Annotated in this window: 11 protein-coding genes; 4 read left to right on the forward strand and 7 right to left on the reverse strand. The window is 59.5% G+C overall.

Annotation, left to right across the window (positions count from 1 at the left end):
* Nucleotides 1-86 precede the first annotated feature (86 nt).
* The gene (gene hfq, locus ACR0DH_RS03080) at nucleotides 87-326 is read left to right on the forward strand and encodes an RNA chaperone Hfq (protein WP_010440340.1); all 240 of its coding nucleotides are present in this window, start codon (nucleotides 87-89) and stop codon (nucleotides 324-326) included.
* Nucleotides 326-1,597, forward strand: coding sequence for a GTPase HflX (gene hflX / locus ACR0DH_RS03085; RefSeq protein WP_480547076.1), 1,272 nt, complete (start codon nucleotides 326-328; stop codon nucleotides 1,595-1,597). Before hfq ends, hflX begins: the two co-directional genes overlap by 1 nt.
* Here hflX and ACR0DH_RS03090 read toward each other — a convergent pair.
* The 4 genes from ACR0DH_RS03090 to hemB all read right to left on the reverse strand — a co-directional run bounded on the left by ACR0DH_RS03090 (nucleotide 1,594) and on the right by hemB (nucleotide 6,444).
* A complete protein-coding gene (locus ACR0DH_RS03090) occupies nucleotides 1,594-1,995 on the reverse strand; it encodes a nuclear transport factor 2 family protein (RefSeq protein WP_480547078.1) in 402 nt (133 codons plus the stop codon). The genes hflX and ACR0DH_RS03090 overlap by 4 nt on opposite strands.
* A gap of 107 nt (nucleotides 1,996-2,102) precedes the next feature.
* Nucleotides 2,103-4,565, reverse strand: coding sequence for a penicillin acylase family protein (locus tag ACR0DH_RS03095; RefSeq protein WP_480547080.1), 2,463 nt, complete (start codon nucleotides 4,563-4,565; stop codon nucleotides 2,103-2,105).
* 163 nt (nucleotides 4,566-4,728) lie between these two features.
* The gene (locus ACR0DH_RS03100) at nucleotides 4,729-5,301 is read right to left on the reverse strand and encodes a lipid-binding SYLF domain-containing protein (RefSeq protein ID WP_480542754.1); all 573 of its coding nucleotides are present in this window, start codon (nucleotides 5,299-5,301) and stop codon (nucleotides 4,729-4,731) included.
* A 144-nt stretch (nucleotides 5,302-5,445) separates the two neighbouring features.
* The gene (gene hemB / locus ACR0DH_RS03105; RefSeq protein WP_480542756.1) at nucleotides 5,446-6,444 is read right to left on the reverse strand and encodes a porphobilinogen synthase; all 999 of its coding nucleotides are present in this window, start codon (nucleotides 6,442-6,444) and stop codon (nucleotides 5,446-5,448) included.
* Between the two features lie 118 nt (nucleotides 6,445-6,562).
* Here hemB and ACR0DH_RS03110 point away from each other — a divergent pair, with 118 nt between their 5' ends.
* On the forward strand, nucleotides 6,563-7,087 hold the full coding sequence (locus ACR0DH_RS03110; RefSeq protein WP_170530313.1) for a component of SufBCD complex: 525 nt from the start codon (nucleotides 6,563-6,565) through the stop codon (nucleotides 7,085-7,087).
* Nucleotides 7,088-7,108: 21 nt separating this feature from the next.
* Nucleotides 7,109-10,564, forward strand: a complete 3,456-nt coding sequence (gene mfd / locus ACR0DH_RS03115) for a transcription-repair coupling factor (protein WP_480547082.1) — start codon at nucleotides 7,109-7,111, stop codon at nucleotides 10,562-10,564.
* On the opposite strand, the gene ACR0DH_RS03120 is transcribed toward mfd, so the two are convergent.
* From ACR0DH_RS03120 to ACR0DH_RS03130, 3 genes are read right to left on the reverse strand one after another with little or no spacing between them, the layout of a single operon-like run.
* Complete coding sequence (locus ACR0DH_RS03120; protein WP_480547084.1) at nucleotides 10,561-11,238, reverse strand: SH3 domain-containing protein; 678 nt, start codon at nucleotides 11,236-11,238, stop codon at nucleotides 10,561-10,563. The two genes, mfd and ACR0DH_RS03120, sit on opposite strands and share 4 nt — an antisense overlap.
* A complete protein-coding gene (locus tag ACR0DH_RS03125) occupies nucleotides 11,235-12,899 on the reverse strand; it encodes a tetratricopeptide repeat protein (RefSeq protein WP_480547086.1) in 1,665 nt (554 codons plus the stop codon). Before ACR0DH_RS03125 ends, ACR0DH_RS03120 begins: the two co-directional genes overlap by 4 nt.
* A 40-nt stretch (nucleotides 12,900-12,939) precedes the next feature.
* Entirely contained in the window at nucleotides 12,940-14,166 is a 1,227-nt protein-coding gene (locus ACR0DH_RS03130) for a multidrug effflux MFS transporter (RefSeq protein ID WP_480547088.1), read from the reverse strand.
* Between the last annotated feature and the right edge of the window lie 55 nt (nucleotides 14,167-14,221).

The following is a 14,221-nucleotide window of genomic DNA, read 5'->3' on the forward strand; positions in this document are numbered from 1 at the left end:
ATATCTGAGCGCAGCACTCCATACTCCCCCGGAGGGAGCGCGTTGGTCCGCAGCGCGTAGCAAGAACAACGGCGAGTTAATAAAATATGGCTTCGGACAGACAGAATCTTCAGGACGCGTTCCTGAACAATGTACGGAAAGCAAAGGTCCCGGTCACGATTTTCCTGATCAACGGTGTAAAATTGCAGGGTGTGATCACCTGGTTTGACAATTTCTGCGTATTGTTGCGCCGCGACGGACAGTCGCAGTTGGTATACAAACACGCGATTTCGACGATCATGCCATCGCAGCCGATCAGCCTGTATGAGGGCGAAGACGCCTCTTGATGGAACATGAAAGGGCGCGCACCCGGGCCTGGGTGCTGCATCCTGAAATCAAATCAGATGAACAGCGCCGCGTTCCCGAACCGGCGCTGGAAGAGGCGGTGGCACTGGCTGCCGCATTGCCCGATCTGGATGTGATCGGGTCCGAGGTCGTGCGTCTGCAACGCGCCCAACCCGGGCTGCTGTTCGGCAGTGGAAAGATCGAGGAACTGGCCGAACGGCTGCATGACGCCGAGGTCGAGCTGGTTTTGATCGACGGACCGGTGACTCCGGTGCAGCAACGCAATCTGGAAAAGGCGTGGAAGGTTAAAATACTCGACCGGACCGGTTTGATCCTGGAAATCTTCAGCGATCGCGCCCGCACCCGCGAAGGGGTGTTGCAGGTCGAAATGGCGGCGCTCAGCTATCAGCGGACGCGACTTGTGCGGGCCTGGACCCACCTTGAACGTCAGCGCGGCGGATTGGGCTTTGTCGGTGGTCCGGGTGAGACGCAGATCGAGGCCGACCGGCGCGCCATTGATGAGCAACTGGTCCGGCTGCGCCGCCAATTGCAGAAAGTGGTTAAAACCCGAACCCTGCACCGCGCGGCGCGGGCCAAGGTGCCGTACCCGATCGTGGCCCTTGTTGGTTATACCAACGCGGGTAAATCGACGCTGTTCAACCGCCTGACCGGGGCCGAGGTGATGGCCAAGGACATGCTGTTCGCCACGCTGGACCCCACCATGCGACGGGTTGTTCTGCCTGACGGACCCGAAGTGATCCTGTCGGACACGGTGGGCTTTATCTCGAACCTACCGACGGAGTTGGTCGCTGCCTTCCGCGCCACGCTGGAAGAGGTGCTGGGCGCAGATCTGATCGTGCATGTGCGTGATATCAGCCATGACGACTCGCAGGCGCAGGCCGAAGATGTGCTGGCGATTCTGACCGCGCTGGGTGTTGATGATGAGCGCCCGATGCTTGAGGTCTGGAACAAGACCGACCTGCTGGAGACTGACGAGAAAGAGGCCACGCTGGCCCGGGCCGAGCGTGATCCGGCGATTTTCGCAATCTCCGCTGTGACCGGCGAAGGGGTCGACCCGTTGCTGGCCGAGATTGCGCGGAAACTGCAAGGCGTGCGCCATCAGATCACGCTGTCTCTGGGCTTTTCCGAGGGCGACAAGCGCGCCTGGCTGTTCCGTCAGGATGTGGTTCGATCTGAAGAGCAAACTGAAGACGGGTTTGAAATCACCGTCTTGTGGACCGAGAAGCAGGCCGCGCAATACGCGGGGCTCTAGGTCCCGTCCCGACCAACTTGCTTTTGATACTCTGCCAGATCAAACCACCAGCTTGAGGACCGTATCTTGTGGCTTGGGTCCAGCTCCCATTCCTCCCACCCGCGGGTCACGACCGCATTGCCTGTTTCGGTATGTTTGCCTTCCAGCGTCCAGACGAATAGGGCCCGGGGCCCGGCCCATCGCAGCATATCGCATCTCAGGTCAAGATCGGGGATCTCGGCAAACAGGTCTTGCGCCATCGAAGCAATCGCATCGCGGCCTTCCAAAGGTTCGCCGCCGTTGATCACCATCTGGCAATCCGCCGCGAAATAAGCTGCAACGGCAGCAGCGTCGCCAGAGCTCCAGGCGATGGCATAGTCGCGCGCAAGGTTGTTCAGGACGTCCCGAATGCTGGCCATGATTGCCCCCTTGGTCCCAGAAGATCGGTGTCGGGATGGTAGGGGAAATTCGTCAATCGTTCCATGACGCCCCGCCAAACAGGGCGGGGAGTCGCCGAATGGGCGGATTATTGCGGGATCAGATTTGTCACACCAACGGCGGCGGCGCGGGCCAGATCGATATCCAGCGACATCGGGATGTATTCACCGCGCCGCCAAAGCTGTGCCTGATCATCGTAGTAGCGTGACAGGAAATGCCCGGATTGCCCGGTCGAAGTGATGAAGACCGAACTGTCGGGATCGGCGAAGTCATAGACACCGCGATAGCCTGCGCCGTGCACGTTCTGGAACGGGTCGGGCCCTTCGCCCGAGGTGCGACCGCGCAGCAATGTATTGTCCCCTCCGCTGGTCGATTGGCGGATGTTCACAAAATAGCGCAACACCGGCACCTCTCCCAAAACGGGGTGGTCGTGGGTTGCCTGATGGGCATTGCCCCAGCGCAGAGTTTCCAGCGCGCGGCCATAGTTCTCGGCGATCCAGATCAGGGCATCATCCAGCGCCAGTCGCGCCATGTCTGTACAGGTTTCAACCGGCGCACTTTGGCGCACATCACACCAGACAGAGGCGCCGTCGATATCGCGGTAAACACGTTCAATGAACAAAGGTTCGACATGTTTGTATTCGCTGGCTAGTGGGCCAAGCTCATCGGCGATCAAACGGATCTGCAGCGCGCGCAGCCAGGCGGCGTAAATCAGCGGTTCGGGCAGATGTTCATTCATCTCACCATTCCAGTCGGCCAACAGGGACAGAGCGATTTGGCGCTGACGTTCCGGCGTCCCCTCGGGGGCGGATTCGCCGGTAAACCACAGGTCAGCCCCGATCAGGGGCAGCAGTGACCGCGCCGTAAAGCTGACCGTGTCCAGTTGCGCTTCGATAAAGCTGTCGCGGGTGTGAACCTCGCGCGATTGCATCAGGCGTTCCCAACGATGGACGCGCTGGGTGTCGCCCCATTCGTATGAGACATGGTTGGGGAAGGGCCGGTCGATGATCTTGTTGTTGGTGTTGCCCAACAGCCCGCCGACCGGAGACACAAATTCCGGGTTATTGGCGTAAGGCAGGCGGCCTTGCCATCGGTTGGCCTCGATCCAGCCAGGTGTAGGGATGCGACCCTTGCTTTGATTGCGCAGGGCGCGCTGGGGCATTGCACCGATAAGCTTCATGCCAATGGTGTCCGTGTCGACCAGTGACAGGTTTTGCGAGGGTGAGATAAACAGTTCGGCGGTTTCGATGGCCTCTGATACCGAGTTCGCGTTCATCAGACCCATCGATGCGGTCATTGAAGTGTCGTTGGGGCTTAGCGCCGTCCACGACAAGGAGACGACATGACCTGGTGGTGTCACGGTTTCAAGATCGTAATGGCTGCCGGGCAGCACAGGACCATTCTCGGTCCAGCGCAAGGTCAGGGTGATTGGCGCCTCGTCTTTGATCTCAATGATCGAGGGGCGAGTGCGGAATTCCTTGTGTCCGTCGGGTGTCAGGTATTCTTCCGGGTTGTCTGGGTTCAATTGCTCGATATGCAGGTCCTGATCGTCCAGATAGGACGAAGTAAGGCCCCAACCGAGTTGATCGCTGCGTCCGCTCATGACGGCGGGAATGCCGGGGATCGTAGCACCTATCACGCCACCGTTTTCCAGCCCCAAATGGGCCAGATACCAGATGCCGGGCGCGGTGAACCCCAGATGCGGGTCGTTTGCCAATAGGGTGCCGCCGCTGGCTGAACGTGCGAGCGCTGCGGCCCAGGCGTTTGAGGCTCCCGCTAGCCCGCGTTTCGGGAAGGGCGACAGGGGCGTATCGGGCATCTCGGTGCCGGCCGCGTACCGGGGCAGGCCGGGGAACAGCTCGGCATACTCCGGCAAGGCTGCGATGCCGGCACCCGGAACGTCCGGCAAGATGTCAGCTAGGCGTGCTGGGTCGTTCAACATCAACGACGTGCGGGCGCGTAGAACTTCGTCTTGCAAGTGGCCGGAAAGCTGTAGTCCCATCAGCTTGATCACAGCGATGCTGTCGCCCGGTTGCCAGGGCGACACCGGCGCGTTGAACAGGAACATCTCGGGCGCGCCGCGCCCCAGCGCGTCTTCGTTGATTTGGCTCAGACGGGCGTTGACGCCTGCCGCATAAGCGCGCAACGCGGCTTTGGTATAGTCATCCTGGGCATCCAACGAACGATGGGCCAAGCCATACAAATCAAGGCGGCGCAGCAGCTTGTCGATGGGCACGGTACGGGCCCCGAAGATCTCGGACAAACGGCCCTGCGCGGTGCGGCGCATGACCGTCATTTGCCACAGGCGGTCCTGAGCATGGGCAAAACCCAGGCCAAAGAACACATCCGGGTCCGTTTCCCCAAGAATATGGGGGACGTTTGCGGTATCCCGTACGATCTCAACAGGGGAGGATAACCCTTGTACTTCAAGGGTTTGATCATAATCGGGCAGGGACTGGCTAGCCAGGTAATAGATCAAACCTATCGCTGCAAGCACCAGCAGGATCAGGCCTGAGGTGATGCGCACCAGCCAGCGAAAAACAAGACCCATAGTTGCCCCACTTACCCGTTCAGTTTCTGTTTGCGCAAAGACTAAAGGATGGGACCCTCAACCGAAAGAGGAACGCGGAGGGAACTTGCGTCAAACCCGGACAAAGACAAACCCCGCCGCAAATATCACGACGGGGTTGGCCAAGGGGGGTGGTGTAACTGGTTCAGGGAATGATGCGGGTGTACTTGGTGCCTTCGACCGTGGCACCGATTTGCAGACCGGCTTGCCCGAAGACGGCGGCCAGAACCGGTGAACGCAGCGTTGTGGTGTCGGTCGACAGGGATTCACCCTGATCACTGACCACATAACCCACATCGGCCCCGGCGGTCCAACCGCTGGAACGGCGGAAATCATTCAGAGCGTCTTCGGTCATGAAGAACAGCACATGGGCGTATTGCTGGGCCCCGATCTGCAGACCCGCTGTGCCCTTGACGGCCGAGTAGTAATCAACCGTTGCATCATTGATGCGCAGTGCGCCGCGGCCATATCCACCGCCAAAGACAAACCCGGCTTCGGTGATCAAAGGCATGACCAGCAAGCCATTGGCTTTGTTGGCAATTTCAACCGTATTGGGGTAACGGCTATACATTTCGGTCAAGGTTGCATCGACGCGCGCATCAATCGTCGCAGCGTTCGAGTTGCCTACACCGTTGCCGCAAGCGGCGGTCACGGTAAGACCGGCCATGCCAAAGGCAAAGCCGCGACGGCTCAGTCGGGGGGATTGGGAACTGCTCATGTTTCCTGTCTCTTGTATTATGTGCCTGATATGTCGGGTGATCCCGATCTTATGTGCAAGAATACGCCGATTGCCGCGTCATGTCACGGGAAAGCTTTAGTCTGTCCAGCGAAGATCGGCGAAATGCCGCGACAAACTGGGGTTTTAGCCCTGCATGATGCGCGCGACTTGTGGGGCAAAATAAGTCAGGATGCCATCACATCCGGCACGTTTGAACGCCAGCAAGCTTTCCAGCATCACCTTGTCTCCATCGATCCACCCGTTTTGCGCTGCCGCCTGGATCATCGCGTATTCACCCGAGACCTGATAGGCATAGGTCGGTGCGCCAAACGTGTCTTTCACGCGCCGACAGATATCCAGATAGGGCATGCCGGGCTTGATCATCACCATATCGGCCCCTTCGGTCAGATCGCGTTCGATCAGGCGCATCGCTTCGTTCGAATTGGCCGGGTCCATCTGGTAGGTTTTCTTGTCACCCGTCAGCGCACCAGATGCGCCCACCGCATCGCGGAAGGGCCCGTAAAAGGCGCTGGCATATTTTGCGGCGTAGCTGAGGATCATCACGTTGTGGTGGCCTGCGTCCTCCAGCGCTGTACGCATCGCTCTGATCCGGCCATCCATCATGTCTGACGGCCCGATGATATCGGCCCCAGCCTCTGCCTGAGCGAGGGTCATCTTGACCAGTGCCTCAATGGTCTGATCATTCACGATCTCGCCATCCACCACATAGCCGTCATGGCCGTTGATGTTGTACGGATCCAGCGCCACATCGGTCATGACTGCGATGTCCGGCGCCGCAGCCTTGATCGCGCGGATGGCGCGGTTCGACAGGTTGTCAGGGTTCCAGGCCTCGGCGCAGTCTTCGGTTTTCAGCGTCGCGTCAGTATAGGGAAAAATGCAAAGCGCAGGGATACCAAGCGCTTGCGCTTCAACTGCTGCCTTCGCAATCAGATCGACCGAACGGCGCATGACGCCAGGCATTGACGGGACAGGTTCTTCGATCCCTTCACCATCGCGCACGAAGACGGGCCAGATCAGATCATCTGTGGTCAGCGTGCTTTCGCGCACCAAAGCCCGGATTGCACCAGATTGCCGCGCCCGACGAAAGCGGGTCAGAGGGTAGGGGGCGATGGTTGGTTTCATGGCGCGTGCTCCTTGAACATTGCCGCATTGGGTGGCATGAATTCGCCAAGGGCTCAAGGGTACCAATGAACGCGCCGCTGCGATAGAACCCCCTGAGGATTTGAATAAAGGGCTGGGTTTGGACTGGTACACCTCGATCTTCGAACTCATCGACATGCGCAGCTTTTCGAATCTGTGGTTCTGGATCGTCCTTGCAGTGATATGGTCGACGGCCAGCCATTGGGTGATGGGGGTGCCCTATGATCTGGTCGTTCGCGCGCGTCGGGTTGGTGGCCAGGTCGAAGTTGACTTGCTGGATATCGTGCGGATCAACACCAATCGTTTACTCTATTTCCTTGAAATGTCCGGGGTTATTATGCTGGCGTTGGTTTGCTTTGTATTTACCGGCATGGCGACGATGGGCTTTTACTATGGGGTCGAGTTTGCGCAGGCCCTATTCCTTTTGATGTTTCCAATGGCCATCGTCACGCTGATTAACATCTTTCACGCCCGCCGCTTACGGCAGCATGAATTGACCATGGACAGGGTCGCAAAGACTCTGTCGCGATGTCGCTTGTACACGCAGATCATCGGCATGATCTCGATACTGGTCACTTCGCTCTGGGGCATGTATCAGAACCTCTCGATTGGCGTTCTGGGATAGCGAAATCTGAAAGGCAAGGCGATGAAGGCTCCGAACCACGTGACAGTCGGCGGCGCCCCGGAAGGGTATGACGCGCAGCTTGTGCTGAACGAGATTGCGCGTTCCGGCGGGCCGGTCTGTCACGTCGCCCGGGATGACAAGCGGATGGAGGCGATGCGCGCCGCATTGGCCTTCTTTGCGCCCGATATGCCCGTCTTTGTGTTTCCCGGATGGGATTGTCTGCCCTATGACCGCGTCTCGCCCAACGCCGATATCGCAGCGGCGCGGGTGGCGACCTTGGCCGCCTTGGTGCACCAGATGCCCGACCGGTTTGTGCTGTTGACCACCTTGAATGCCGCGACTCAGCGGGTGCCTGCGCGTGATGTGCTGCGCGAGGCTGCGTTTACGGCGCGTGTGAACCACCGGGTAGATGAGGATGCACTACGGCAGTTTCTGGTGCGCATGGGGTTCACTCAAAGCCCGACGGTGATGGAGCCCGGTGACTACGCCATACGTGGAGGCATCATCGACATCTTCCCACCAGGCGAATCCGGCCCCGTGCGTCTGGACCTGTTCGGAGACGTTCTGGACGGCGCGCGCCGGTTTGATCCGGTCTCTCAACGCACGACCGAGAAGTTGGAGGTGGTGGAACTCGCCCCGGTGTCCGAGGTCATTCTGGACGAGGCGGCCATTACCCGGTTCCGTCAGAACTACCGCATCGAATTCGGCGCGGCGGGTACGGATGATCCGCTCTATGAAGCCGTCAGCGCGGGCCGCAAACATCAGGGCATCGAACATTGGCTGCCGTTCTTTCACGAGAAGCTTGAGACCTTGTTCGACTATCTGCCCGGCGCGACCATCTCGCTGGACGATCAGGTCACACCGGCGCGGTTGGCGCGTTGGGACTCGATTGAGGACCAATATGAAACCCGGCGTCTGGCGCTGGAAAATCGCTCGCGCATGGATACGGTTTACAAGCCGACGCCGCCCGGACTGCTCTATCTGGACGACGCGGAATGGGAGCAAGTCGTAGGCGACCGTCGGGTGATGCAGTTCAGCCCGCTGCCGCAGGCCAGCGGGCCGGGCGTCATAGATGCAGGCGGTCGGATTGGGCGCAACTTTGCCCCGGAACGCCAGCAGGAAAGCATTAGCCTATTTGGCGCTCTGGCTAGCCATATCACCAACAAGCTTACCAAAGGCCCGGTCCTGATCGCGTCATACTCCGAGGGTGCGCGTGAACGTCTGACAGGCCTGATCGAGGATGAAGGTTTGGCCGAGGCCATCCCGGTCACCGTCGGCGCTCGCGTCGGCAAGCGTGGGCTGCATCTGGCGGTCTGGGCGCTGGAACACGGGTTCGAAACCCCTGACCTGACGGTGATCGCCGAGCAGGATGTGCTGGGCGACCGCTTGATCCGGCAACCCAAGAAACGGCGCAAGGCCGAGAACTTCCTGACCGAAACCCAATCGCTGTCCCCTGGTGATCTGGTCGTGCATGTGGACCATGGCATCGGGCGTTATATGGGGATGGAGGTCGTCACGGCGGCCGGTGCGGCCCATGAATGCCTGCTGCTGGAATATGCCGAACAGTCCAAGCTGTATCTGCCGGTTGAAAACATCGAACTGCTGTCGAAATACGGCCATGACGAAGGCCTGCTGGACCGTCTGGGTGGTGGCGCTTGGCAGGCCAAGAAAGCCAAGCTGAAAGAACGCATCCGCGAGATGGCGGACAAGCTGATCCGCATTGCTGCTGAGCGTGCCTTGCGCAAAGCGCCGGTTATGGACCCACCACCTCATGCGTGGGACGAATTCAGTGCCCGCTTCCCCTATCAGGAAACCGACGACCAGCTGCGTGCGATTTCTGAGGTGATGGAGGACATGCATTCTGGTGCGCCGATGGACCGTTTGATTTGCGGCGATGTTGGCTTTGGCAAGACTGAGGTCGCCATGCGCGCGGCCTTTGTCGCAGCCATGTCAGGCGTGCAGGTGGCTGTTGTTGCGCCAACAACGTTGCTGGCGCGCCAGCACGCGGCGTCGTTCAAGGATCGGTTCAGGGGCTTCCCTCTGGAGGTGCGACAATTGTCACGTTTCGTCTCAACGAAGGAAGCGCAACAAACCCGCGATGGGATGGCACGTGGCACAGTGGACATCGTGATCGGTACCCATGCGTTGCTGGCCAAGGGTATTCGGTTCAACAATCTGGGCCTGCTGATCATTGACGAAGAACAGCATTTCGGTGTGGGTCACAAGGAACGCCTAAAACAACTGCGCAGCGACATCCACGTCCTGACCCTGACCGCCACGCCGATCCCACGAACACTGCAATTGTCCCTGACCGGTGTGCGGGACCTTTCGATCATCGGAACCCCTCCGATCGACCGGCTGGCCATCCGCACCTATGTCAGCGAGTTTGACGCAGTGACGGTCCGCGAGGCGCTGCTGCGTGAGCACTATCGCGGCGGGCAAAGCTTCTACGTGGTGCCGCGCATCTCGGACCTGCCGGAGATCGAAGAGTTTCTAAAGGAGCAATTGCCAGAGCTGACTTACGTCGTCGCTCATGGGCAGATGGCGGCAGGTGAACTCGACGACCGGATGAACGCGTTTTATGATGGCAAATACGACGTGCTTCTGGCCACCACGATTGTGGAAAGCGGGCTCGACATTCCGACGGCCAACACGATGGTCGTGCACCGAGCCGATATGTTCGGCCTTGCGCAGCTTTATCAAATTCGCGGCCGGGTGGGGCGGTCGAAGACCCGCGCCTATGCCTATCTGACCACCAAGCCGCGCCAGAAACTGACTGCTACCGCCGAAAAACGCCTGCGGGTTCTGGGCTCTCTGGATACGCTAGGGGCTGGTTTCACTCTGGCCTCTCAGGATCTCGACATTCGCGGGGCTGGCAACCTGTTGGGCGAAGAACAATCCGGCCAGATGCGCGACGTGGGCTATGAACTCTACCAGTCTATGCTGGAAGAAGCGATCGCCAAGATCAAAGCGGGTGAGATGGAGGGGCTGTCGGATGCCGACGACCAGTGGGCCCCGCAGATCAATCTGGGCGTCCCGGTCCTGATTCCCGAGGATTACGTGCCCGATCTGGACGTGCGTCTGGGCCTCTATCGTCGCCTGTCGTCGCTCTCGACCAAGGTCGAACTGGAAGGCTTTGCGGCTGAACTGATCGACCGCTTTGGCAAATTGCCGAAAGAGGTCAACACGTTGATGTTGGTCGTGCGGATCAAGGCTATGTGCAAACGGGCCGGGATTGCCAAGCTGGACGGCGGGCCAAAAGGCGCGACCATCCAGTTCCACAATGACAAATACGCCTCTCCTGAGGGGTTGGTCGAGTTCATCCAGAACCAGCGCGGTCTAGCCAAGGTCAAGGACAACAAGATCGTTGTGCGGCGCGACTGGAAGAAGGACAGTGACAAGATCAAGGGGGCCTTCGCCATTGCCCGCGATCTGGCCGAGAAATTAATGGCCCAGAAGAAAAAGGCGAAAGTCTAGTCGCCGGTCACAAAGGTGCAAAGCTGCCAGTTGCCTGCGTCGGATTTCACAAAAGCGGCCCGGTAGCCGACCATGGACCACAGAAAATCGCTGTGTATGTAGCCGAATGTGCCATCGGTCAGTCGCACCAGCTGGTATTCGGCCCCTTCCAGATAGTCGGGGATCAGGACGACCTCGTGGCTGATGAAATCCACGATGGCCCCGCTTCGTGCCGGTGAACGACGCAGAGTGACCCGGTCTCCGGTGACAAAATAGGCCAGAAACGGGTCCAGCGTAGCGGGCAGGCTGATCTGCCATTGATGCGGCATCCAGAACTCGCCCTGATCGTCGAAGTAACCGGGTTGGGACAAAGTGTTCTCTAGTGCGGACCAATATTCCGCACGCATATCGTCGGCCTGATCCCGGTATTCCTCCTCCAAAGTTTCGGGCGGCACCGTCAGGCTTTCGCGAAAGGCTTCGGGGCCGCTTTCTGTGCCGTGGCTGATATAGAAATCCGGGCAGGCGGCGGCGATCACGGCCTCGGTATCGCGGGCGGCGACTTTGGTCAGAAGGTCTTCTCGGAACGCGGCGAGCGACGGGTCATTGCCAGCCTGATCCACGGGGGGGAAGCTTTGGCGGTCGGCCCAGGCTGGCCCGCAGATCAGGACGGCCAGCGCAAAAATCAGTGATTTCATTCAGCAGCTCTCATCGCGGCTTGGGCGCAGAAACAAGATGCGCCGACAGCACCGTCAGCCCTTGCTAGTGCGAGGTCAAGCCGTTGTTTGATCTGTATGATCTCAACCGTCTCGCCGCGTGCTTTCAGGCAGTCATGCAGGCCCTTCAGGCTCCAGACATTGTCGGGGTGGATCGAGGCGCGGCTGAGGTTGCCGCCCAGACCTAAATCTTCGCGATAAACCGCTTCTGCCTCGGCCAAATGGCCCTGTTCGAACAGCAAGGCCCCAAGGGCGTGGCGCGTGGGCTGCATCCAGCCCCACGGCTCATCATAGGGCAGGGTGTCGTCCAGCTCGACCGAACGGTGTAGATGGGCAAATGCCATCTCGAAATTGCCTTTGCGATATTCGATCTCACCGCGCAGCATTTCCGTTGCCACGTCCAGCAGGTCGATCACGCGGTTGTTGTGCAGCCGCCGCGCCTCGGGCACGCAGGCTTTGGCGCTTAGGAACAGCTGTTCCTCGGCCTCGGCCTGCGCCACATCGCCGGTTGCGGCATGGGCAATCGCGCGGGCGTAATGCGTGGTTGCCGTCAGCGTGCGGAACAGGTCGGGGTCTTCGGGCAACTCCAGCGCCTTGGCCTCTTCCCAGCGACCAAAGCGGATCAGGATATGAGGGCCCATCGACATGTAGCTTTCGAAGAAATCTGCCATGGGCGGGCTTTCGACGCGCAGCATTTCTTCGGGCGTGGTGTCCCAAAGCCCCCGATTGGCGTGCAGTGCGGGCTCCATCTGGCCCAGAAACAGCGCGCCATAGATGGTGAAGTGATAGTTGTGCTGGCGATAGCCGGTATAGATGTTGAACGCGCCCTCGCGCTCATAATACTTAAGATCAGCGACCGAGGCTTTTTCGTTCCAGTGCACCACATTCTGATAGTGCCCGCAAAGCACATCGATATGGGTGGGCATATGCACCAGATGCCCGGCATCGGGGACCAGCGTGCGCAGCACGTCGCCTGCTTTCAGCGCTTTTTCCGGGGTTGGCGACATCTCCATCAGATGAACGTATAGATGCAGAAGGCCGGGATGAGACATCGCGGCGGGATCATTTTCCATCGCCCATTCCAACGCCTCTTGCGCCTCTAGTGTGGCGGCCCCGTCGGCGGGTTTGCCGGTGCTCAGATCCCACATTTTCCAGGGGGTCAGATTCAGCAGGGATTCGACGTAGATCGTGCGTAGGTCCAGATGTTCTGGCTGGGTGGCGAAGGCTGCGCGCATGGCGTCGGCGAAGTCGAAATCCCATCGATGCATATCCTCGACCGGGTCCCGTTGCGGGTAACGAGCGGGCAGAGCCTGGATCAGCGCCTTTTCAACTTCGGTGCATCCATCCATCAGCGCTAAGGCTTGCCGTGTGGCATCGTAAGCCTTAGCCAGCGCTTCTTGCCGCCCTCGGTCATCCTGCAAATCCCAAGGCAGGTTATAGTTCGGCCCGGCAGCATAAGCGACGCCCCAATGGGCCATGGCGCAATTGGGATCATGCGTGACAGCCTTTTCGAAACATGCCACCGCTTCAGTGTGATTGTAGCCATAAGTCCAGACCAGACCACGGTCGAACCATTGTTGCGCTTCGGTTGAGGACGTGGTCACAGGACAGGTATGGCTGCCTAGATCATAATCATAGCTCATTGCAGAAGCTCCCCCGAATTTGGCAGCAGGGTACCGCGATTTAACCTGTCTGCACAGGGTCAGGCGGAAATCTGTTTTCGATCCGACCCATGTGAACCATCAGGCCAAAGGCCGTGATACACATGGTCAGAATGCCAATTGTCAAAGGCGTGATCGAGCCATCGAACAGCAACCCGATCGGGGCGGCAATGGCGGCGGCCAACACGGTGGCGACCGATCCAATCACCGAAGCGGCCATGCCCGCGATATGGCCCATCGGCTCCATTGCGATGGCGTTGAGATTGCCCATGGTCACACCGGCCATGAAGAAAACAGTTGTTTGCCATGCCACAAATAACGCGAAGGACGCATTGGGTGACATGGGGATTGCGCTGAGTACGATCACAAGCGCCGTGATCAGGATTTGCCCCCCAAGTGCCCATGTCACCATGCGGCGCATTCCAATACGCACCACCAACGCGGCGTTCAGCAGACTGGCAGAACCTGAGATCAATGCCACAAACCCAAACCAGAACGGAAAGCTGTCCGCGCGATCATGGATCACGTCATAAACAGGCTGCACCATGGTCAACATAGTGAACAAGATGCCCATGCAGAGGGTCTGCACCAGGATCGAGAGGCGCACAGTGGGGTGGGCAAACATCTCTTTCGTGGCAGTAACCATCAGCGGCAGGCGGAACGGGCGGCGGTTTTCTTTCGCCAGCGACTCGGGCAGGCGGCTGCCCATCCAGATGCACACGATCACGGCGAACAGAATGAACAGGGCAAAGATGCTGCGCCAGCCGAACAGGGCGATAACGCCTGCGCCCAGCATGGGGGCGACGGCAGGCACCAGCGTGAAGATCATCATTGCGATCGAGATGATCCGAGCCATGATCCGACCGGAATAGAGATCGCGAATGATCGCCATCGCCACTACGCGCGGACCTGCGGCGCCAAGGCCCTGCGCCACGCGGGCGGCCAGAACCAGCTCGAGCGACGAACTGGCCCAAGCCACGGCAGAAGCTGCGATATACAGCGCGACGCCGCCATAAATCACCGGCTTGCGCCCGAACGCATCTGACAGAGGGCCGGTGAAGAAGGTCCCGACCCCCATGCCCAACACAAATGATGTTAGGATCAACTGCGCGCGGTTGATATCATCCGGGCTGAGCTGCGCGCCGATCTCGGGTAGGGCGGGCAGCATCGAGTCGATGGAAAAGGCGATGGTCGAGAACATCATTGCGATCAGCGCAATGAATTCCCCTCGGGACATGCGATTGGCCATGGGCGCTCCTTACCTGTTCGCGCTATCACGGCAGATCAGGTTGCGCCAGACCGGA

The sequence above is a fragment of the Ruegeria sp. I1 genome, from assembly GCF_056532675.1.

What these genes read in the sequence shown, in the direction of transcription:
- hfq (WP_010440340.1), top strand. Translation starts at nt 87, where the DNA reads ATGGCTTCGGACAGACAGAATCTTCAGGACGCGTTCCTGAACAATGTA.
- ACR0DH_RS03120 (WP_480547084.1), bottom strand. Translation starts at nt 11,238, where the DNA reads ATGAAATCACTGATTTTTGCGCTGGCCGTCCTGATCTGCGGGCCAGCC.
- hemB (WP_480542756.1), bottom strand. Translation starts at nt 6,444, where the DNA reads ATGAAACCAACCATCGCCCCCTACCCTCTGACCCGCTTTCGTCGGGCG.
- ACR0DH_RS03095 (WP_480547080.1), bottom strand. Translation starts at nt 4,565, where the DNA reads ATGGGTCTTGTTTTTCGCTGGCTGGTGCGCATCACCTCAGGCCTGATC.
- hflX (WP_480547076.1), top strand. Translation starts at nt 326, where the DNA reads ATGGAACATGAAAGGGCGCGCACCCGGGCCTGGGTGCTGCATCCTGAA.
- ACR0DH_RS03125 (WP_480547086.1), bottom strand. Translation starts at nt 12,899, where the DNA reads ATGAGCTATGATTATGATCTAGGCAGCCATACCTGTCCTGTGACCACG.
- ACR0DH_RS03090 (WP_480547078.1), bottom strand. Translation starts at nt 1,995, where the DNA reads ATGGCCAGCATTCGGGACGTCCTGAACAACCTTGCGCGCGACTATGCC.
- ACR0DH_RS03100 (WP_480542754.1), bottom strand. Translation starts at nt 5,301, where the DNA reads ATGAGCAGTTCCCAATCCCCCCGACTGAGCCGTCGCGGCTTTGCCTTT.
- ACR0DH_RS03130 (WP_480547088.1), bottom strand. Translation starts at nt 14,166, where the DNA reads ATGGCCAATCGCATGTCCCGAGGGGAATTCATTGCGCTGATCGCAATG.
- mfd (WP_480547082.1), top strand. Translation starts at nt 7,109, where the DNA reads ATGAAGGCTCCGAACCACGTGACAGTCGGCGGCGCCCCGGAAGGGTAT.